Below are 20,596 nucleotides of genomic sequence, written 5' to 3'. Positions count from 1 at the left end.
CTGAAGTTCACCGTCCGAAGTAACCATGGGCAGTGGGAATTCTCATGACTCAGGCGATAATTTTCCTGCCAATTCCAGTTACGCCAGGCAAGTCCTGTCGATCAGGAAATCCCGATCGTCACCTTCCTCTCCTGTGGAAAAACCTGTGGATCATTTTTCTCTATTTTCCTACGAAAATCTGGAATTTCCACTTGCCAAACCGCTGAGGTTTTTGATTAAGGCTGTAAATCTTTCTATATCAATACATTTGCGGTTACTACACACCGCCCACCGCCCAGAGCCCACGTGACAAAGGGGATTCCCCCGCTTCTAAGGTTTCCACAGATTCATATGAATACACGATGAAAGCGCCCAATTCTGTACACGCCCGGAATCGTGAAAAAGCAGCGAAAAACGCTAGGATTGAGCGTCTTCGCCCACACGCAGCACAGCCAGAAAAGCTTCCTGCGGAATATCGACTTTGCCGATGCGTTTCATCCGCTTCTTGCCCTCTTTTTGTTTGTCCAGCAGCTTGCGCTTACGGCTGATGTCACCGCCGTAACACTTCGCAATGACGTTCTTGCGCAGCGCCGCGACGGTTTCCCGCGCGACGATCTTGGCTCCAATAGCTGCCTGGATCGCTACTTCGAACTGCTGCCGGGGAATCAGTTCACGCATCTTCGCGACAAGCGCTTTGCCGCGTTCGTAGGCAAAGTCGCGGTGCACGATGATCGAAAGCGCATCGACCGGCTCGCCGGAGACGAGAATATCCATCTTCACCATTGGCGAAGTCCACATGCCGGCAAGCTGGTAATCGAGTGAAGCATAGCCGCGTGATACGGACTTCAGGCGATCGTAGAAGTCGAGCACAATCTCGTTCAACGGCAGCTCGTAGGTCAACATCACACGCGTTGGCGTGACGTATTCGAAGTTCTTCTGCCGCCCGCGCTTTTCTTCGACCAGCTTGAGAATTCCGCCAACATACTCCTCGTTGGTGAGAATCATCGCATTGATGATCGGCTCTTCAATGCGCTCGATGTTGGTAGGCTCTGGCCACCGCGAAGGATTCTCGACCTCCAGCACCTCGCCTGAAGTCAGCGTGATCTTGTAGCGCACGCCGGGAGCAGTGGTGATCAGATCGAGGTTGTATTCGCGCTCAATCCGCTCCTGGATGATCTCCATGTGCAGCAGTCCGAGGAAGCCGCAGCGAAAACCAAAGCCCAGCGCAACCGAGCTTTCGGGCTCGAAGAAGAAGGAAGAATCATTGAGCCGCAGCTTTTCGAGCGCGTCGCGGAGCAGCGTGTGCTCATGCGAATCCACTGTATAGAGCCCCGCGAAGACCATCGGCATGATCTCCATGAAGCCCGGAAGCGCTTCAGGAGCAGGATGCTCATCGTCGGTGACAGTATCGCCAATCTTGGTGTCGGCGACATTCTTGATGGTCGCTGTAAAGAAGCCAACTTCGCCCGCCGTGAGCTCCTGGATCGGCACAGGCTTCGGCGTAAGCACGCCCAGCGTGTCGATGAGGAAGGTACGGCCATTGGAGAGGAAACGAATCTTCTGACCCTGCCGCATGCGTCCATGCACTACGCGCGCCAGAACCACTACGCCGCGGTATGGATCAAACCATGAATCGAAGATCAGCGCCTGCAGTGGCGCATCGATCTTGCCCTGGGGCGGCGGCAGGCGATGCACGATCGCCTCCAGCACTTCTTCCACGCCCAGGCCGGTCTTGGCGCTCACCGGGATCGCGTCCGTAGCGTCGAGTCCGACAGCCTGCTCAATCGCTTCCTGCGTCCGCGTAATGTCGGCGGAAGGCAGATCGATCTTGTTGATGACGGGAATCACTTCCAGGCCGCCTGTAATGGCCAGGAAGGCGTTCGCCAGCGTCTGCGCCTCAACACCCTGGCTCGCGTCCACCACGAGCAGCGCTCCCTCGCAGGAGGCCAGCGAACGAGATACTTCGTAGCTGAAGTCCACGTGACCCGGAGTATCGATCAGGTTGAGCTGGTAGGTGATCCCATTGCGCGCCTTGTACATCATGCGAACGGCGTGCGCTTTAATGGTGATGCCGCGCTCCCGTTCCAGATCCATTGCGTCCAATACCTGGGCCTGCATTTCGCGCGCGGTGAGTGAGCCGGTCAGCTCCAGAAGACGGTCTGACAGAGTCGACTTGCCGTGGTCGATATGGGCGATGATCGCGAAGTTACGTAGAAGGCTGGAATCCATGAATGGTAATCACACGAGAGGCCGAAAGTAAGTCCGGCGAAAGACTCTCAAGTTCATAGCTTATCATCGGGAGAGTATCTGAAGCCTTCGCGCCGCCTTGCTCCGCAATCCGCCTCCATGTCGAAACCGCCACGCCGCCATCCCGTCACCGATCGTGTCCTGAGACTGGGCAGCGCCGCATTCGCACTTTCGTTGACCCTCGGAATTGCCGGATGCCCCGCAGCGCAGCAGGCGGCCTCGACAGGCACCGCCTCTCCTAAGGCAACGGCTCCTGCTATCGCGCAGACGCAAAAGACTTCTACACCGCCTCCAGCGCAAACACAGACACCGGCACAACGCAAAGCGCAGCAACTCGCCCAGCAACTGATTGCGCAGGTCGAACGCACTTTCAAGAGCGGCGAGGCGCACTACCGCAAAGGCCAGCTCACCCAGGCCAAGACTGACTTCGACAGCGCTGTGGACATGATGCTGGCCAGCGGCCTCGATATCAAGGCAGACGATCAGTTGAACGATGAATTCAACCGCGTGCTCGACGCCGTCAACGCGCTCGAACTGGAAGCGCTCAAGCAGGGCAACGGTTTTGCGCCGGCCGTCGAGCCGACGCCCGCCGACGTGGCCAACGATGTAACCTTCCTCGTCGATCCAAACCTGGTAGCGAAGGCAACAGCCGAACTCAGCACAACCAAGTCCGACATTCCGCTGGTCATCAACGACTACGTCGCGACGTACATCAACTTCTTCGCCAACACCCGGAGCGGCCACAACACGCTGAAGCACGCGCTCGAACGCAGCGGACGATACAAGGCCATGATTCAGCACGTCATGGAAGAAGAAGGCGTGCCGCAGGATCTCATCTATCTCGCCGTCGCGGAGTCGGGCTTTCAGCCGCGCGTGGTGAATGCGGGTTCGGGCGCAGGCGGCATGTGGCAGTTCATGCCCAACGACAAGTACTACGGCCTCGCCCGCAACGGCTACGTCGACGAGCGCTTCGATCCGGAAAAATCCACGCGCGCCTCAGCCCGCTACATGAAGTTCATCTACAACCAGCTCGGCGACTGGTATCTCGCCATGGCCGGCTACAACTGGGGCACAGGCCGCGTGCAGCAGGCCGTGCAGAAGACTGGCTATGCAGACTTCTGGGAACTCTACAAGCGCAACAACCTTCCCGAACAGACCAAAAACTACGTTCCGGAAATCATCGCAGCAATCATCATCGCCAAGAACCCCAGCCAGTATGGCTTCGATGATCTGCAGTTCGACCCTCCCATTACCTACGACACGGTGCAGGTGAACTACGCCGTCGATCTGCGTCTCGTCGCGGACATCACCAACTCACAGCCGCAGGACATCGCCGCGCTGAACCCAAGTCTTATGCGTATGAGCACACCACCGGCGGCACTGCTCACCGAGCCCTTCAGCCTGCACGTGCCGCAAGGAACAGGCGAGCTCTTTGAGGAGCGCATCGCCGAGATTCCAGAAGACCGCCGCAACTCGTGGCGCTATCACCGCGTCGTTGCCGACGATTCGCTCGCCAGCGTAGCGCGCAGCTTTCACGTCACTGTCGATCAACTCGCGAGCGCGAATCAAATGAAGGCCGACGACGATCTCGACGGTGTAGAGGCGCTTGTGGTGCCGGTGCCGCTGCCTTCCGCGCCTGTTTCGCATACAGAAACCTACAAGGCTCGCCGCGGAGATACGCTCGTCACGATCGCCGATCGCTTCGGTGTTTCACTCGACGATCTTCGCAAATGGAATCACGTAAGCGGCAGTACTGTCGTTGCAGGCACACGCATTCGCGTTGCAGAGCCCGCGCGCGTAGCTGCGCGAAGCCGCGAGAGAGGCCATTCCAGCTCACATTCTTCCGCGCAAGGTGCAACGAGCCACGAGAAATCAAGGAAGAATAAAGCAGCAGAAAAAGGCTCATCGAAGACTGCATCAAAATCAACAAAAGCCGCGCCAGCAGAGAAGAAACGGAGCAGTGCATCCTCAGGCAAGGCAGGTAATTCCAAATCGGATGGAGCTCCACATAAGAATACAAAGAAGAAAAATATACAGAAGTAGCTAGTTACATACTTGTTATTGTTGGAAATTCCATGCAAGCTATTGCTACAATGTGCGCCGTAGGCGTACACGCGCAAACACAAGCGTATGGCACCGGCACAATCTCAAGCAGCGCAAAGATCGCTGGAGGCAAAGAGCATGGCAGAGGAAATAAAGATGTTCGCAAGCAGCGCCGATGAAGGCGAAAAGCCCGTCGAAGCAAACCTACCGCAGGAAGTTGAACTGGAAGACGAAGAAGAAGAAACGACTGTAACTGTGCCGCCAGCTGCCGAGCCGGTTGCTGCTGAACCGACGCCGGTTGCTGAACCTGTAGCGCCCGCAGCGCCCGCCAAGAAGGCAGCCGCAAAGAAGGCTCCAGCGAAGAAGGCTGTTCCCGCGAAGGCGCCAGTGGAGGCCGCTGTGAAGGCTCCCGCCAAGAAGGCCGTAGCGAAGAAAGCAGCTCCGGCGAAGAAGGCCTCGCCCGCAAAGAAGGCAGTTGCGAAGAAGGCTGCTGTGAAGAAAGCAGCGCCGGCGAAGAAGGCAGTCGCCAAGAAAGTAGCGGTTAAGAAGGCTGTAGCAAAGAAAGCCGTTCCCGCGAAGAAGTCGGCCAAGAAGGCCGTAAAAGTGTCGGCTGCAAAAAGCAGCGGCAAGGTCGCAGTGAAAAAAGCTGCGGCTGCGAAAAGCACCAGCAAACCAACGAAGAGAGGTACACCTTTGGCAATCAAGAAGGCAGTAAAGAAGGCGGCCACCAAGGCTCCGGCGAAGAAGGCCGTGGCTAAGAAGGTTGCAGTGAAGAAGGCAGCACCGGCCAAGAAGGCAGTTGCGAAGAAGGCACCTGCAAAGAAGGCTGTCGCGAAGAAGGCCGTAGCGAAGAAGGCTCCTGCAAAGAAAGCCGTCGCGAAGAAGGCCGTAGCCAAGAAGGCAGTTGCCAAGAAGGCTCCTGCAAAGAAAGCAACCACCTAACCCCGTACCACCCAGGCAAGCAAAAGAGCCCGGCCGGGAGCTATCCTGCTAGCCGGGCTTTTTTGCGTCTGTACTCTTTTTCGTGACGTTGGTGAAGCTAGGAAGCGGAAGCCGTCGCGGTGATTTGCTTGAGGTGATGCTGCAGGTGAGCGATGTAGTCTTCGATGCGGAAGCGAAGCGTGGTTGGCGGATCGCCTTCGATGAAGCACACGGTCTCCAGGCGGTCTTCTGGAATTCGCGCGACGACCCCATCGAGGATCTGGTGCAGCGCGCTCCACCACGCGAGCAATGTGCTCCAGTTCTGCTCGGAGTAGCCATGACCATCCACCCACGCCTGCTGATCGTAGGTAGGGCCGCTGTATGCGCCATCCAGAGAGGCGCGCACGAAGCGCTGATGATTGTTGGTGGCCGAGTCGAGCATGTGTCCGAGGATCTGTTTCCGTGTCCACCCGCCGAGACGCCAGGGCGTGTCCGCCAACTCTTCAGGAATGGTTAACAGCGCAGCACGGACCTGCTCCAGGCCGAGCGCGAAGGACTGATGAACTGTATTGGCCATGGTTTGGATTCTAATCGTAGCGAATTCCGAAGCCACGCGAGGAGGCTCAGCCAGAAACGCCGTCCGCTCGAGGCGGCAACTCACGCGGGCCTGTGTCTTTGGCATTCCTGTCATCAAAGAGAGAATTGCTGGAAATGCGGATGCGCGGCAGAGCTTCGGGATAGTTGTCGCGCAGGAAAGCAACCATCCGTTCGCGCACCAGGCAGCGCAGATCAAAGCTTTCGCTCGAGTTGCGCGAACTCACGAGGCAGCGAATCTCCATCGTGTGCTCGCGCAGGTCAGTCACCTGCAGCCCGCAGACGCGCTTGTCCCACAGCGGCGAACTCTCGGCCACCCTCTGCAGTTCCTCGCGGAGCGCCTCGACGGGCACGCTGTAGTCGACGTACAGAAACGCCGTGCCAAGAATCTCAGCAGACTGCCGCGTCCAGTTGGTGAACGAATTCTCAATGAAGAACGACAGCGGGACGATCAGCCGTCTTTGGTCCCAGATTTTCACCACCACGTACGCGGAAGTGATCTCTTCGATGCGTCCCCACTCGCCCTGCACGACGACCACGTCGTCGATGCGGATCGGCGCTGTCAGCGCAATCTGAATTCCGGCCAGGAAGTTCGAAGCAGTTGATTTTGCCGCCGTTGCCAGGATCAGCGAAGCGATACCAGCTGAAGCGATCAGCCCGGTCCCGGCTTTCCAGATGCGCTCATCGTGAAAGGTCCACAGCACGGCGCCTGCCGTGAGAATGAGGAGAAAGCCTATCGCCATGCGGCGGAAGATCACCATCTGCGTGTGCACCTGGCGCGCGCGCACGTTGTCTTCCATGGTGATGTCGTAGCGGCGCAGAAAGGCAGCCTCAACGACGTAGACGGTGCCGATCGCAAACCAGCCGATCGACAGAACCATGGCAATAGCCAACAACTGGTGCACTGCGTCGCCGATGTAAGGCTTCAGTTCCGCAGGTGCGAAAGGGAGGACGAGGAAAAGGCAGGTAAGGATGAAGATGACGCGGGCCGGCTTACCAAGATATCGCTGCAGACCCCAGCCCAGCGAATGCCTGACATGCATGTCATTCTTGCGGCGCAGCACGCGAAACAGAATCCAGTGCACGCTGTTCGAAAACACCAGCGCAGCGCAGAACAGAAATAGCGCAAAAAACCAGCCGTGCCATATGTGGAGGATCGCGTCCATCGACACCTCTCTCGAGAACTGCCGCGGAACAAATCAAGAGCTAAGGCTGGCATTCTCTCCTTACAGCATGGCAGGCTGGAGCCCGTGCCGCTGAACAGTTTTGGCCACGCGCTTCGCATCTCTCGCAACCGAGTGAGGCAAAGCACGTGGCCAAATCGGATTCGAGAGCAGTCTTACTTGCCGCCGTCGGCAATCGCGGCCAGGACATTGGCGCTATGATTCTTGAGGTCCTTGTCCACATCCGGCCACGTCTTTACGATCTTGCCCGACGGATCGATCAGGAACGTCTGCCGCGAAGCGAACTTGGTGATGCCAAAGTTCTTCACCGGTACACCGTACTCAGCTACGACCTTGCCTTGAGGATCGGCCAGCAGCTTGAAGGTGAGGCTTTCCTTGTCGCAGAAGCTCTTGTGGCTTCCCGCGGTGTCCAGGCTCACGCCCAGCACCACGGCATTGGCGGCCTTGAACTTCTCCAGGTCGCGCTGGAAGTTATGCGCCTCCACCGTGCAGCCCGGTGTCTGGTCCTTGGGATAGAAATAGAGAACAACCCACTTGCCCTTGTATTCGGAAAGGCTGATCGGCGTGTTGTCCTGCGAAGGCAGCGTGAACGTGGGGGCCGTTGTGCCCGGGGTCAGCGCGTCTGCGGCAACTGCGGGCAGGGCAGCAGCCGACACCAGCAGCGCGGTGGCAAGTGAAAGCAATGCGAGCTTCTTCATGGTGGATCTCCTTCAAGACAGGTGGGTCAATCGAGCGTTGAGACAAATCCAGCGATGCGGCGCAGCGCGGGCGGCAGACTCGTTTAGTATCGGCGCGGTACGGCCACAATAGCAATCCCAGCCTCATCGGCGCGACGAACCAGTGTGTCCCCGTCAAAAAGCAGCGTACGCTCGGCTTCGATGGCAAGACAGCTTGCCCCGGCGGCGATCATCGTCTCCAGCGTCCGCAGGCCGATTACCGGCACGTCGAAGCGCATGTCCTGCTTCGGCTTCGGCAGCTTGATCACGGTGAGCCGTCGCTGCAGGGTCGAAGCTTCTTCATCGAGCGTCCGCATCAGCGCCCCGGCACGCTCGACAGCAGCGTCCGTGCCCTCCATCGCCTCGACAGCTACGCAGGCCTGCGCTGCGATCACCACGGTCTGCCCGATGTCGAAGCTGGCCACGCCCGTCGCAACCGTGAGCCCGTACTCGATGTTCTTCTGCTCGTCCTCGTCGGGAGCGCGCGCTGTCAGCACGCCTGGCTTGGCCAGCAGCGGTTCGAGATAAGCGGTAGAAGAGATCAGTTCGATCCCCTCATCGCCCAGCACCTTGGCTACCGCGCCCAGTAGGACGTCGGTGTTGCGTGTCCGGAGGTTCAGCAGCAGCTTGGCCAGCCGCCAGTCCGGCCGGATGCTCGAGAAGATCTGCTTATGCTTCACCTGCCCGGCCATTACGGCTTTTGTCACACCAGCTTTTTGAAATGTATCGATGAGTTTGGAAAGCTCGCCCAGCGAGAGCCAGTGCACGGTAATGCCAGCGTCTGCCGCAGCACGGTCATTGATCTCAAGATCGGTCTCTTCCTTGATCGCCGCGACGACAACAGCGCAGCCCTCAGCCCGCGCCGCATCGAGCAGCAGAAAAGGGAACCGCCCATTGCCCGCGATCAGGCCTAACTTGGCTGGCTTAGCTGCAGAGGCCACCTACTTGATCACTCCGCGCTCACTGCGCTCAATGAACGCGACCAGATAGGAAATATCCTCCATCGCGTCCGCCGAGCCTTTCAGAGCCTTGATCTTCTCCAGCGCGCCCGAGGTGTTGAGCTTCGCTGCCAGCAGCAAACGGTATGCCTTCTGGAGCAACTGCAGCCGCTCCGGAGAGAACCCTCGCCGCGCCAGGCCCACCTTGTTAATGCCAAATGCCTTGTTCTCGCGCCGCGCGGAGGTCAGCGAATACGGCAGCACGTCCTGCGTCACGATCGTTCCGCCGCCGATGTAAGCATGCGCGCCCACCGTGCAGAACTGGTGCACCGGGCTGAATGCGCCCACCGTAGCATGGTCCTCGATAATCACGTGCCCCGCCAGCGTCGCAGCGTTGGCGAGAATGCAGTGATCGCCCACCTGGCTGTCGTGGCCAATGTGCGCATACGCCATGATCAGGCAGTTCGAACCAATGCGCGTAATGCCGCCGCCCTTGGTTGTTCCGCGCGAAACGGTCACGCACTCGCGAATCGTATTGTCGTCGCCAATGACGGTCTCCGTCGGCTCGCCGCGATACTTCAAATCCTGCGGAGAAATACCGATCGAAGTGAAGCCATAGATCGTATTCCGCGCACCGAGCCGCGTATGTCCATCCAGCACCACATGCGATACCAGATGGCAGTCCTCGCCCAGCATGACCTCGGGACCAATCGTGCAGAAGGGCCCGATCGTGCACGACTCCGGTACGATTGCGCCTTCAGAAATGACGGAACTGGGGTGAATGCTCACTCTGCCGCCACCGGCTCGGCAACAGGCTCAGCAACGGCTTCGGCAGCCTTGGCGTTCTCTGCTGCTTTGGCTCCCTGCCGCGGCACCACAGCGCAGGTCAGCGTAGCCTCGCAGGCCAGCTTGCCGTCCACGTACGCCTTGCCTTCCATGCGCCCGGCGCGCGGCCGGAAGGAGAGTACTTCGACTTCAATCCGTAGTTGATCTCCGGGCGTAATCGGCCGGCGAAACTTGGCCCGCTCAATGCCCGTAAAGACCACCAGCTTGCTCTCGCGATCGGCCACTTCCGATAGCAGCAGAATGCACCCCGCCTGCGCCATCGCCTCCACTACCAGCACTCCCGGCATGATCGGATATCCCGGAAAATGTCCGTTGAAGAACGGCTCGTTGATGGTGACATTCTTGATCGCCACAATGCTCTTGGCAGCCTGGAATTCCACCACGCGGTCAATCAGCAGGAAGGGATAACGATGCGGCAGAAAGTCCATGATCTGCCCGATGTTCATGGTCTGATGGACGGCTGGGATTGGCGAATTTTCGTTCTCTTGCGTCATCGACGGCTCCGGTCGCAAAAATGCTGCGCACTCCGGCGCAAGGGTGAATTATAAATCTTGCGCACCCGCAACACGCAGTTCAGCCAGTCATGCCGCCGTCACGACGCGTCCTACGGGGCGCGCTACTGGGCGTCCGACGCAGCCTCGAGCGTCTCTTTCACGTGCGTCGGCCGGCGCCTCAGAATCCACTTCCGCGCCGGCGTCTCGAACCAGTAGAAACTCGCCAGGCTGAGCCCGATCGCCGTGCCCAGGTAAACCGGAAAGAGCGCAGTGATGTGAATCCAACCCATCCACTCGAAGAAGTGATAGACGGGAATGTGAAACAGGTAAAGCCCAAAGCTCGCCTCGCCCAGCACCACCAGCCATTGCGGACTTAGCACCCGCGCCGGCCACCAGCCCGAATGCGAAAAGGCCCAGATTACAGCGGCAAAGATCGGTGCCAGCATGCCATCGTAAATGAATGGTGTCGTGCCATCCGGAGACCAGTACACCACCGCTGCAAAGCTCACGACGGCAAAGGCCAGAGCCAGCCACGGGCCAGCATAATGCGATGGGTGGCCTGCGGCCTGGTCTGCCCGCTTCTCCCGCGAAAGGAACTGCCATCGTGCCAGCAGGATTCCCAGCGCAAAGGTGCTCAGATGTAGTGCCGGCAGCAGCTCCCGCGTCTGGCTCGCCACAAAGTGCGCAAACACCGCGACCACCGCCTGGCCACCCACATATACCAGCACCGTCCAAAGCCATAGCCGCGAGCCACGCAGCTTCCAGAGCACGACGCCGATCAAGGGGAACGTCAGATAGAAAAGAGTCTCGACGGAGAGCGACCAGTTCGGATTATCGATGCCCCGCAACTGCGGAAACCACGCATGCAGCATCAGCAGGTTGGCCAGAAATGTCGCCGCGGTCTTGAGCACCGCGCTCTTCATCCCATAGGTGGCAATACGGCTCATCAACAGGTTCGGTGTATCCAGCACAAGCGTCAGCAGGAACAGCGGATACACGCGCGCGAACCGCGCCTTGTAGAAATCCTTCACCGCGACCGGGCCGCCACGCCGCAGGTACACCACGCCGAGAATGTAGCCTGAGAGCAGAAAGAAAAAGCTCACCGAGACATATCCCATCAGAATCGTGCGGCCCAGCGCGCTTTGTCGCGTGATCCACGGGAAATACGACCAAACCACGTGAAAGCAGACCACAAACAGCGCCGCAAAAAACCGCAGCGAAGTCAGCGCATGAATCTTCTCCGGCCGCTCGCTCTGTTTCGCAGTCGTATCAACCATTCCGTGTATCAACTCCCGTTCACGCGTCAGGATGGAGGCTCTTGCCGCAGCCTTCCTACCAATCTAGCAGGGAGTCAATCCGCAGCTACCTGAATGCGCAACAAAGGCCGGTACCTTAGTGCTGCGCCAGAATCTAGTGCTTCTTGATCTTTAGAGCGGTAGCATCCACGTCGAACTCATCCGCAGGCAGTGTGAGGTTGTAGGTCGCCTTGAAGAGAAAACGCTGGTTCACCATGTCGCCGTTCTTGAAGCGCGTGATGTTATACGGAGTCTGAAATCCGTCCGCCAGACGGTAGTTGTCGTACTCCTCGGCATCCTCGTTCTTATCTTTATATAGGGGGTCGCGCCACTGAAAACTGCGCCGCAGCGGCAGGTGCGTCTGCGAGTCCATTTGAATCGTCACCGCCTCGTTCTGCGGCGAAATCACCGTCACCTGGTCGGCGAGATGCCGCTCGGCCAACTGCTGCCCCTCGTAGATCAGGATCGAGTTCGGATCCTTCAGCCACACTTTTACGACCATCTCGATCGAGTGATCGCGCCGTCTCAGGTATTCGTCTACCTGGTCCTGCGGCAGCGGCTTCTTGCCGTTGTAGAGGATCTCCCAGCCCTCGCGCCCGTTGTAGATCTGCACCACATCGCGATGCTTGGTGAACTCAATCCGGTCCGTATTCGGCCAGGCGTGATACTCCCAATACTCGGCCGTGGCTCCCGAAGGCTTGCCGTGATAGAACGCCGCGGTGCGTCCCTCGTAGAGACGATTCTTCTGGTTCAACCACGCATCGCCGCCCAGCGCGGTCACCATCAGGTCCAGCGCCTCTCGCGCCTTCTTCGCATTCTTCGCGGAAGCATCATCCTGCGGCACGCTACTCTGGCTACCTGCGTGAAGGGTAAGCAACAGGGCTACGGACAATGCGATCATCCATTTCGTCTTCAATTCCGTCTCCATCGTGCCAGAATTCAACCCACCAGCACCGCGCCGCCATTCACATTCACGATCTCACCGCTGATAAAGCCCGCCAGCGGTGTACACAGGAAGAGCACAGGCCCGGCAATTTCGCGCGCATATCCGGCCCGGCCCACAGGGATGCTCGCGGCAATCTTCGCACCGACCTCAGGATGATTCAGCGTGCCAGCAGACATCTCCGTCGCTACCCATCCCGGAGCCACACAATTGACTAAGATGCCTTTGGCCGCCAACTCGCTCGACAGGCTTTTCGTAAGACTAATCAGCGCGCCTTTGGTCACGGCGTAGTCGGCATGGTTGGCTTCCCCACGCTGTCCGGCCGTCGAGCTGATCAGAACGATGTGTCCGGCTGCTGCCTCAGGAAGTCGCTCCTGCACAAGCATCTGCGCGACGGCCCCCTGCACCAGCCCAAAGACCGAGTCAAGATTTACGCCCATCGTCCGCCGCCACTGGCTTTCCGCCATCTCGGCAATGGGAGCGTCATCCGGCGGCCAGATGCCGTGATTGACCACCAGAATGTCCAGCCGGCCGAAGTGCGCCACCGCGGCATCCACCAGCGCCCGGCCATTCGCGGGAGTGCTCATTTCGCGTTGCAGCGGTATGCAGACATCATGCCCGCCGCACTCGGCCGCCAGGGCCTCAGCCCGGTCTCGCGCTTTTTCATAGCTGAAAGCGACCTTCGCGCCTGCCTGCGCAAACAGCCGCACCGTCTCCGCACCAATTCCCCGCGACCCGCCCGTGATCAGGGCCACCTTGCCATCCAACGCCAGCGCAACACTCATAGCCCCAACGCTACCGCAGCGGGAGAGCGCCGCGCAAACGTCGCCAGTCTAAATAGCCCGAAGCATCCGCCCCGGCAGCCGGAACAGGCCGCCGATCAGATCGAGGACTCCATCGACCGCAAAACCCAGTATCCGAAATGGAATCAGGAGTAGCCAGATAAACGGATACAGGATCAGCGCCACCAGAGCCAGCGGCCAGCAGAAGACAAGCAGAATGCACCACAGAAGGAATTTCACCATCACGTCACCTGCAATCTCTTACGAAGGATCGAAGGTTGCAGTTCCGTTTCCCGAAACTACTTCTTCGCCTCGCGCTCGGCCAACACTTTCTTCTTCTCGCGAATGATTTTCGTCCGCTCCTTCTCCGGCATGGCAAGAATGGTCTGCGTGCGCTTGGGCAGCTTGGCGTAGATCAACTCGTGGGCCATGCGGAGCTCATCCTGCAACTGGCGAAAGCGCAGCACATCCCAGCGCTCGACTGTCACCCAGAACGCCTTCGCCATGTACGGAGCGGGAATGATCCCCTCGATCTCCAGCAGCTCATGGAAGCGTTCCGCTCCGGCGTGAAACCAGACCACCCCCGTTCCTGCATCGTCCAGGTGAATCAGCGCAAACATCTTTCCGCCGATGGCCTTGTCGCCCACCCAGAAGACCAGATGATGCCCCCAGCTCACACTTTCTGCCACATGCGGCAGCGAAAGACAAAACGCACGTACCTGCTCGTTATCCATACATCAACGAGCCCGGCTTCGAGGACGAGCAGCAATCTTCCTCGCCACCCGGTTGGCCAGTGTGCTCATGAGGGCTCCGAGCGCAAATTGGCAAATTCCTAGCGCAGTGCCAACCTCGTCATGAACCTTCCAATAATAGAGGGAGAGGAAGAGGCCAATGCCGGCGACAAACGCCGAAACTCCCAGGAGTATCAGCACGCCGGGCATAGACCACCGCCGTGCCATACTCTCGACTAAGTTGCGGAACCAAGCCATGCTCGAAAGTATAGCTTGGTTCCGGCCATCTTAAGCCCCGGTCGTAATCACCACGCGGAAGCGAGCCTTGCCGCTCTCCATTCGCGCGAAGGCTTCGGGAGCCTTGTCCAGCGAGTACGTCTCGATCTTCGGCTTTACCCCGGTCAGCGCGCTGAAGTTCAGCGTGTCTTCCGAATCCATCCCGGTCCCCGACGCCCAGCCGCGCACCTCGCGATTGCCCATGATCAGCGGAATCACCGAAAGCTCGATCGGCTTATCCGGGACACCCACAATGATCAGCTTCCCGTTCGGTCCCAGCCCGCCAACTGCCTTGGCCAGCGTGTCCGCATCGGTCAGCGTCGACAAAATCACGCTCGCCCCGCCCAGCTTCTGTAACTCCGCCGCAAAATCCGAGACAGTGCTGTCGATATAAAGATGTGCACCGAGCTCCTTGGCCAGGGGGCCCTTGTCCGCGCCACGAGCCACAGCCACCGTGTGATAGCCGGCCTTGGCCGCGAATTGCACGCCAAGATGCCCCAGCCCGCCAATGCCCAGGATCGCCACCAGGTCGCCAGCCTTTGCACCACTGTGGCGAAGCGAGTTATAGGTTGTCACGCCGGCGCACATCAACGGCGCGGCATCCTCGTTCGAGAGATCGTCAGGAATCAGCGCCAGCGCATTTGCCGGGGCAATCACGTAGTCGGCATAACCGCCGTCATAGCTTATGCCCGAAATCTGCTGGTTCTCGCAAAGAATGAAGTCGCCGCGCCGGCAAGGGGTGCAGTAGTTGCAATGCCCGCCATGCCAGCCCAGGCCCACGCGCTGTCCAGCCTTGAATACCGGTACATCCGCGCCAACCGCATCGATGATTCCAGCCACTTCATGGCCCGGAACGCGGGGATACTGGATCCCCGGAAAGGCCCCGTACTTGGTAATGCTGTCGCTATGACATACGCCGCAGGCCTGCACGCGAATCCGCACATGCCCCGGACCGGGATCGGGAAACTCGCGTTGCACCAACTCGAAATCGCCGCCCGCAGCCGCTACCTGAAATGCTCGTCCAAATACGCTTGCCATGATCTTGGTTCTCCTATGCGTTGGATGTCACTTTACGCCTCTCGCCGCCCCAGGATCCCGTGAATTTGCGCTAAATTGTTTTGCCAGTCGCGAGGTCAAGCACAAAAGGCAGGTCCTTGTCGGTCATCAGGTCCCAGCCTTTGCCGTAGAGTTTGCCGTCTTCGATGCGATCGACGGTCACGCCTTCCCAGGAAAGCCGGTCCGACTCCCATGCCTCGCCATCCGCTCCCCAGGCCAGGATGGTGTGATGGCCAACAAAGAGCAGAAATCCTGCTGTCGATTGCGCTGCGTCGCTCTCGGATTGCACAACCTCCAACGCCGATTGCGCAATGTCCGACGTGGATTGCGCATTGCCTGACGAAGACTGCTCGGTCCTTACCCGGTACGAAACGATATTCAGCACCGGCCGGTAGCGCAGCATGGTGAACTGCTCCGGCTCACAGGCATTGATCAGATAGACATATCCGCCCGAAGCGGCACAAAGCCAGTCAGGATGGGGCATCGCCCAGATGCCAGTCGGCGTCGCGGGATCCCGAAATCCCAGCGCGCAGGTGGCCAGAAACGGCTCCGCGGTTGGATCGCAACCAGGCCGGATCAGCACTTCCATCGCCCCGCGCTCCACCTCTTCCGCTGCAGCCGGATAAATATAGTGGCGGCTGGGCAGAATCATCGGCCGGTTGGGCAGGATCTCCGCTGCCCAGTTGTGAGGAAAGCCGCCGTTAAATGTGGGTGCTGTCACTGGTTCCTCTCCGGCCGGCGTTACCGCGCGTCCCCTTGATGATACGGCGTTCTCCAAGGGAGAGTCCGGTTTCGCGAAGACTCTGGCCGAGCGGAACCGCCCGTGCTGCGCCGGAGCACATGTGGAAGAAATCTTTCTCCCACATGTGCACAATTGAACTGCTTCAAAATTCTTTGTTCTGCTCCAATCCAATCTTCCCGCTGTGGCGTACATGCAGCAGGAACTTTCCTCGGGCAACTATTTCCCCGAATTCCCTGGCTGACGCGCCGTCCTGCATTCCCCCGCTCGCGACGAGTCGATTCGACAACCTGACTTAACCGACTCCATGAGGATGAACATGAAGAACCTTGATCTTGAACTCCAGAATGACTCCCAGATTGAAAGCGCGGATCAGCCGCGCTTCGACCGTCGTAAGTTTTTCCGCCAGGCGAGCTATTTCGGACTTGGCGCAGCCGTCACCGGTCTCGCCCTCTCCGGCAAGACAGCTCACGCGCAGGCCAATCCATATCAGGCCCAGGACACAACAGCCGAAATCTTCACCGCTTTCCTCATCGCTGAGGATCTGGCCACGACCTTCTACTACAACGGCCTGATCGGTCCAGTTATCCAGGATCCCAACCTTGCGGGCCCCGGCGGCCACGCCACCAAGGTCAGCTCTTCCGGCAACGTGGGTAACGTCAATTACCTGCAGGCAGCTCTCGGACAGGAAATCTCCCACGCCAATCTGTTCCGCACGTACCTGACTGGCTCGCAGACCTTCAGCCAGTCCAGCGATCCGGTCCAGACGTTTTACTTCCCGGCCGGCACCTTCGACAACCTGACCAATTTCCTCGGAATTTTGAATGCCCTGGAGAATGCCTTTATCGGCGCATATCTATGCCTGGTGCAGGAGATGGCATACAAGGCAACGCTGGCCACCACCGGCAAGCTGCTGCCGGCTGACAAGCAGTACACTCCCCAGCACTATGAGCTCTACTCGAAGGTTGCTGCCTCGATCATGGGCATTGAGTGCGAACATCGTGTTCTGGGCCGCGTGATCGGCAACCAGAATCCGGCCAACAACCTGATCGCTGAGCAGACCGATGGTTTGACCTCGATCTACAACGGCCCGAACTCGGCCGTGGTCGCGCTCACGCCGTTCCTTACGCCCAGCACTGGCCCTGGCTACTCCCTGTACACAGCTCGCTACTATGGCGGTCCGCTGATCGTGCAGAGCACCGGCGGAACTCCGACCGCCTAAGCAACAGTTTCAACGCGAAGAGCCTGCGGGACCCATTCCGCAGGCTCTCTTTTTTGTTTGGGACCAGGCTAGTTGTACTGCTCAAGTTCGTCATGGTAGCGCTCAGTGAGCGCCTGGACATACTCGTCCGCGCTCCACTCCTCGTTGATCGCCGGCAGGTCGAGCAGGCTGCAGGCTGCCTCCACCACGCCGAAGGAAACCTCTTCCTGCTGTAGGAGGTCGATCAGGTCCGGCAGGACGCGCAGTTCCTTACGCTTGCCGAGGCCGGCGACAGCCTCCTCGCGCGTGTCGGGATTGCCGTCGTCGAGCCTTTCGAGCAGAGCTTCGCGAATCTCCGGCGAGTCCGCACTGCCCTGAACGCCGAGCGCAAACGTAGCCCAGTCGCGAATGTCCGCATCGTCGTCTTCCATCAGCACCAGAAGCGCAGTGACCGCGCGGGGATCATCGGCGAACGAACCCAGTGCGAAAGCCACGGCAAAGCGCACATCGGGGTCGGGATTCTTACGCTGATCCAAGATCAGCGGAATCGCCGCCGGGTTGGCCAGATGCCCCAGCGCAACCAGGCAGGAGTCGATTACCTGCAGGTCGAGCTCGTCTTCCAGTACGTCGGTGACGATCTTGTAGATCTCATCGGCGAAAACCACGTCGGGGTGGTCTTCCGTTTTTCCGAACTGTGCCAGAATGTCGATGCCGCGGCGGCGTTTCGCGGGCTGCTTATGCCGCGCCCATTGCACTGCCTTGTCAAAGACCGCGCGGCTGGCGATGGCCTGCAGCTTGCTCACTGCTTCCCAGGGGCCGCCTTCGTCTTCATCGTCGTCATAATCGCCAACGAGCGTCTGCTGAAAGAGCGCGTCGATTTCCGCTTGATTTTCTGCTTGAGTCATAAATACCTTCCTTCAAGAGCATAAGCGGTTTGGCCCTCGCCGCGCCTGCACGATTCTGTGAACAGTGGAGAAGAGTCGAACCCAGAAGGCTTTTTGCAGATGTAACAATAGCGGTACTGTCGCTTCCTGTGAGGTTCCTCGTGAAGATTCGCGCTGCGTGTTTCTCCGCCTTATTCCTGGCCTCGATTGCCTCTTGCGCCGGTATCACCGCTCATGCCGATGCGCCTCAGACACTTTCTCAGAAGATCGCCGGAATGGAGCGGAAGGATGGCCTCTTCCCGCTGGACTGGGATGCAAAGGCGGGCAAGCTATATCTCGAGATCCCGGCAGGCGAGAAGGATTTCCTGCTGCTTGACCATCTGCCTTATGGCCTTGGCTCAAACGACGTCGGCCTGGACCGCGGCCAGCTCGGTCAAGGCCGCTTGGTGCACTTTGAACGTGTAGGCGGAAAAGTGCTGCTGGTAGCGCCCAACCTGACCTATCGCTCTAGCTCTGCCGATGCTGCCGAGCGCATTGCGGTCACGCAGTCTTTTGCTGAGTCGGTTCTGTGGGGTTTCAAGATCGAAGCGGAAGACAAGGACCGCGTACTTATCGATGCAACCGAGTTCTTTCTGCGCGACGCTCATGGAGTCGCCGAGCGCCTGCAGGGCTCAGGGCAGGGTAGCTATCGCGTGGATGCGAGCCGCTCCGCAATCACGCTCGATAACACGAAGAATTTCCCCAAGAACACGGAAGTCGAAGCCATGCTGACCTTCGCGTCCGATGGAAGGCCGCGCGGCGGCTATGTCGCTTCGGTCACGCCGGATGCACACTCCGTCACGCTGCGCGAGCATACATCGTTCATCGAACTGCCGGAGCCGGGCTACAAGCCGCGCCGCTTCGATCCACGTTCGGGCTTCTTCCCCTTCGAGTATCGCGATTATTCCGTGCCGCTGAACGAGCGCATGGACCAGAAGTTCATCGTCCGCCACCGCCTCGAAAAAAAGGACCCGAATGCCGCGGTGAGCGACCCCATCAAGCCAATCGTGTACTACGTCGACCGGGGCGCGCCGGAGCCTATTCGCTCAGCGCTTGTGGAAGGAGCAAACTGGTGGGCGCAGGCCTTCGAAGCGGCCGGGTTCAAGAATGCCTTCCGTGTGGAAGTGCTGCCGGAAGGCGCCGACCCGATGGATATCCGCTACAACATGATCCAGTGGGTGCATCGCGCCACGCGTGGCTGGAGCTACGGCGAGGCCGTCACCGACCCTCGCACCGGGGAGATCATCAAGGGCCAGGTCACGCTGGGCAGCCTGCGTGCCCGCCAGGATTACAAGATTGCCGAGGCGCTGCTCGCTCCTTACATGGAAGGAAAGCCGATTCCGAAAGAGCTTGAAGCGATGGTGCTGGCGCGCACCCGCCAGCTTGCCGCGCATGAGGTGGGCCACACGCTCGGGCTGCAGCATAATTTCGCCGCATCGTCGCAAGGGCAGGGCACCTCAGTGATGGACTACCCGCATCCGTGGGTGACGCTCGACGCTGCCGGTATCCCGACTTTGGACAAGGCTTACGCAGTCGGCATCGGTGCTTGGGACAAGGCGGTGATCCGCTACGGCTATTCCGAATTTGCGCCGGGTGCGGATGAGGCAGCCTCGCTCGATGCCGTGCTGAAGGACAACGAGAAAGCTGGTCTCCGCTTTATCACCGACGAGGATTCACGGCCGCTGGGTAGCGCGAATCCGTACGGGCATCTGTGGGACAACGGTCCCGATGCGGCCGCCGAGCTGGAGCGCATTCTCGCGGTACGCAAGGCAGCCCTTGCGCGCTTCGGGCCGGATGCGATTCGTGTCGGTGAGCCGATGGTGCAGTTGGAAGAGACGCTAGTACCGCTCTACCTGCTGCATCGCTACCAGACGGAAGCGGCGGCCAAGCTGATCGGCGGGCTGGACTACCGCTACGCCGTTCGCGGCGACGGCGCGATGACAACAGAGATGCTCGCTCCCGAACGCCAGCGCAAGGCGCTCGCCGCCGTACTCACGACGCTGGACCCGCATACGCTCACGCTCTCGCCAGAACTGCTGAAGATTCTGCCGCCAAATCCTCCGGGGTATGAACGAACCCGCGAATCGTTCGAGGGCCACACCGGGCTCACCTTCGATCCCAACGGCGCCGTCGAAGCTTCAGCCAACCTGACTGCTTCCCTGTTGTTCGAACCCTCCCGCGCCAGCCGGCTGGTCGAGTACCACGCGCTCGATCCAAAGTCGCCCGGGCTGGGCGAGGTGATCGATCAGACGCTCAAAGCTACCTGGGAAGCTCCTCGTCTGCCTGGACTGGCTGGGCAGACGCAGTTCGCCGTCGAAAATGTGATCCTGACCCATTTGCTCAGCCTGGCCGCCGGCAACGGCGGGGCGGGCGCTTCGCCCGGCGCAGCGTTTCCGGCGGGAGTTTCGATGAGCGGTGGTGGCGGAGATGCCGCTTCTCCTCAGGCACAGGCGGAAGCCTTGGCCAAGGTTGGAGAGCTCGAAACCTGGCTGAAAGCTCAGCCGAAAGCCACTGCCGATAAGGAAAGTCAGGCACATTGGGCAGCAGCGTTGAACACGCTGGACCACTTCCGCAAGGAGCCAGCCGAATTCCGCGCCGCGCCGGTGCTGGCTACGCCGCCGGGCCAGCCGATCGGGACGATTGGGTTTGCCGACGACGATGCTCCAGACTTCGCTATTCGCTAGCGGG

The 20,596-nt window shown here is 59.6% G+C and carries 19 protein-coding genes; 4 read left to right on the top strand and 15 right to left on the bottom strand.

What is annotated here, in order from left to right:
• Nucleotides 1–396: 396 nt before the first annotated feature.
• Entirely contained in the window at nt 397–2,208 is a 1,812-nt protein-coding gene (gene lepA / locus AC5S27_RS22105) for a translation elongation factor 4 (RefSeq protein WP_493936720.1), read from the bottom strand.
• Between the two features lie 117 nt (nt 2,209–2,325).
• Here lepA and AC5S27_RS22100 point away from each other — a divergent pair, with 117 nt between their 5' ends.
• Together AC5S27_RS22100 and AC5S27_RS22095 are read left to right on the top strand one after the other, a co-directional pair.
• Nucleotides 2,326–4,269, top strand: a complete 1,944-nt coding sequence (locus tag AC5S27_RS22100; RefSeq protein ID WP_493936719.1) for a lytic transglycosylase domain-containing protein — start codon at nt 2,326–2,328, stop codon at nt 4,267–4,269.
• 138 nt (nt 4,270–4,407) lie between these two features.
• A complete protein-coding gene (locus AC5S27_RS22095; protein WP_493936718.1) occupies nt 4,408–5,211 on the top strand; it encodes a hypothetical protein in 804 nt (267 codons plus the stop codon).
• Nucleotides 5,212–5,308: 97 nt separating this feature from the next.
• On the opposite strand, the gene AC5S27_RS22090 is transcribed toward AC5S27_RS22095, so the two are convergent.
• The 13 genes from AC5S27_RS22090 to AC5S27_RS22030 form a co-directional block, all read right to left on the bottom strand.
• Nucleotides 5,309–5,767 (bottom strand): DinB family protein, encoded by a 459-nt coding sequence (locus AC5S27_RS22090; protein ID WP_493936717.1) that lies wholly within the window; start codon nt 5,765–5,767, stop codon nt 5,309–5,311.
• Between the two features lie 46 nt (nt 5,768–5,813).
• On the bottom strand, nt 5,814–6,950 hold the full coding sequence (locus AC5S27_RS22085) for a mechanosensitive ion channel family protein (RefSeq protein ID WP_493936716.1): 1,137 nt from the start codon (nt 6,948–6,950) through the stop codon (nt 5,814–5,816).
• Nucleotides 6,951–7,123: 173 nt separating this feature from the next.
• Complete coding sequence (locus tag AC5S27_RS22080) at nt 7,124–7,666, bottom strand: peroxiredoxin (protein WP_493936715.1); 543 nt, start codon at nt 7,664–7,666, stop codon at nt 7,124–7,126.
• Between the two features lie 83 nt (nt 7,667–7,749).
• Nucleotides 7,750–8,625, bottom strand: coding sequence for an LpxI family protein (locus AC5S27_RS22075; RefSeq protein ID WP_493936714.1), 876 nt, complete (start codon nt 8,623–8,625; stop codon nt 7,750–7,752).
• A complete protein-coding gene (gene lpxA / locus AC5S27_RS22070; protein WP_493936713.1) occupies nt 8,626–9,411 on the bottom strand; it encodes an acyl-ACP--UDP-N-acetylglucosamine O-acyltransferase in 786 nt (261 codons plus the stop codon). It lies immediately after the preceding gene.
• Nucleotides 9,408–9,962 carry a 3-hydroxyacyl-ACP dehydratase FabZ gene (fabZ, locus tag AC5S27_RS22065; protein ID WP_493936712.1) on the bottom strand — a complete coding sequence of 185 codons (555 nt, stop codon included), beginning with the start codon at nt 9,960–9,962 and terminating at the stop codon, nt 9,408–9,410. Before fabZ ends, lpxA begins: the two co-directional genes overlap by 4 nt.
• Nucleotides 9,963–10,084: 122 nt before the next feature.
• Nucleotides 10,085–11,239: an acyltransferase family protein gene (locus AC5S27_RS22060; protein ID WP_493936711.1), complete on the bottom strand. Its 1,155-nt coding sequence runs from the start codon at nt 11,237–11,239 to the stop codon at nt 10,085–10,087.
• A 133-nt stretch (nt 11,240–11,372) separates the two neighbouring features.
• Complete coding sequence (locus AC5S27_RS22055) at nt 11,373–12,173, bottom strand: hypothetical protein (RefSeq protein ID WP_493936710.1); 801 nt, start codon at nt 12,171–12,173, stop codon at nt 11,373–11,375.
• A gap of 23 nt (nt 12,174–12,196) precedes the next feature.
• The gene (locus AC5S27_RS22050; protein ID WP_493936709.1) at nt 12,197–12,985 is read right to left on the bottom strand and encodes an SDR family NAD(P)-dependent oxidoreductase; all 789 of its coding nucleotides are present in this window, start codon (nt 12,983–12,985) and stop codon (nt 12,197–12,199) included.
• A 48-nt stretch (nt 12,986–13,033) separates the two neighbouring features.
• Nucleotides 13,034–13,225, bottom strand: a complete 192-nt coding sequence (locus AC5S27_RS22045; RefSeq protein ID WP_493936708.1) for a hypothetical protein — start codon at nt 13,223–13,225, stop codon at nt 13,034–13,036.
• A gap of 56 nt (nt 13,226–13,281) precedes the next feature.
• Nucleotides 13,282–13,716: an MmcQ/YjbR family DNA-binding protein gene (locus AC5S27_RS22040; protein WP_493936707.1), complete on the bottom strand. Its 435-nt coding sequence runs from the start codon at nt 13,714–13,716 to the stop codon at nt 13,282–13,284.
• A gap of 285 nt (nt 13,717–14,001) precedes the next feature.
• A complete protein-coding gene (locus AC5S27_RS22035) occupies nt 14,002–15,027 on the bottom strand; it encodes an alcohol dehydrogenase (RefSeq protein ID WP_493936706.1) in 1,026 nt (341 codons plus the stop codon).
• Nucleotides 15,028–15,097: 70 nt separating this feature from the next.
• Nucleotides 15,098–15,766, bottom strand: a complete 669-nt coding sequence (locus tag AC5S27_RS22030) for a hypothetical protein (protein ID WP_493936705.1) — start codon at nt 15,764–15,766, stop codon at nt 15,098–15,100.
• A gap of 337 nt (nt 15,767–16,103) precedes the next feature.
• Between AC5S27_RS22030 and AC5S27_RS22025 the strand changes: the two genes are divergently transcribed.
• Nucleotides 16,104–17,006 (top strand): ferritin-like domain-containing protein, encoded by a 903-nt coding sequence (locus AC5S27_RS22025; RefSeq protein WP_493936704.1) that lies wholly within the window; start codon nt 16,104–16,106, stop codon nt 17,004–17,006.
• Nucleotides 17,007–17,074: 68 nt separating this feature from the next.
• On the opposite strand, the gene AC5S27_RS22020 is transcribed toward AC5S27_RS22025, so the two are convergent.
• A complete protein-coding gene (locus AC5S27_RS22020) occupies nt 17,075–17,890 on the bottom strand; it encodes a HEAT repeat domain-containing protein (RefSeq protein ID WP_493936703.1) in 816 nt (271 codons plus the stop codon).
• Nucleotides 17,891–18,030: 140 nt separating this feature from the next.
• Between AC5S27_RS22020 and AC5S27_RS22015 the strand changes: the two genes are divergently transcribed.
• Nucleotides 18,031–20,592 carry a zinc-dependent metalloprotease gene (locus AC5S27_RS22015; protein ID WP_493936702.1) on the top strand — a complete coding sequence of 854 codons (2,562 nt, stop codon included), beginning with the start codon at nt 18,031–18,033 and terminating at the stop codon, nt 20,590–20,592.
• Nucleotides 20,593–20,596: the final 4 nt, after the last annotated feature.

Source organism: Acidicapsa borealis (genome assembly GCF_059115245.1).
Note: the sequence above shows the minus strand (reverse complement) of the source record. Positions and strands in the feature narration are given on the sequence as shown.